Genomic DNA, 249 nt, shown 5'->3' with positions numbered 1-249 from the left:
GCGGTGGCCCTCGCCGCCAGCCTGCTGCTGACCGTCGCCGCGCAAGCGCAACCGGCGGACCGCATCGTCACCAACGCGAAGATCGCCACGCTCGCTGCCGCCGCCAGCACCGCGCAGGCGCTGGCCGTGCGCGACGGGCACATCGTGGCCGGCGGCAACGCCGCGCAGGTGCGCACGCTCGCCGGCCCCACGACCCGCACGGTCGACGCGGGCGGGCGCACCGGCGTGCCCGGCCTCAGCGACTCGCAC

1 pseudogene is annotated in these 249 nt (G+C 78.3%); it reads left to right on the top strand.

Annotated features, from left to right (window positions below):
* Positions 1 to 249: pseudogene (locus AC0IYU_RS34905) on the top strand (amidohydrolase); the annotation flags it as partial.

Source organism: Variovorax sp. AC103 (assembly GCF_979254005.1).
The sequence above is the reverse complement of the archived record's forward strand: the minus strand, read 5'-3'. Positions and strand labels throughout refer to the sequence as shown.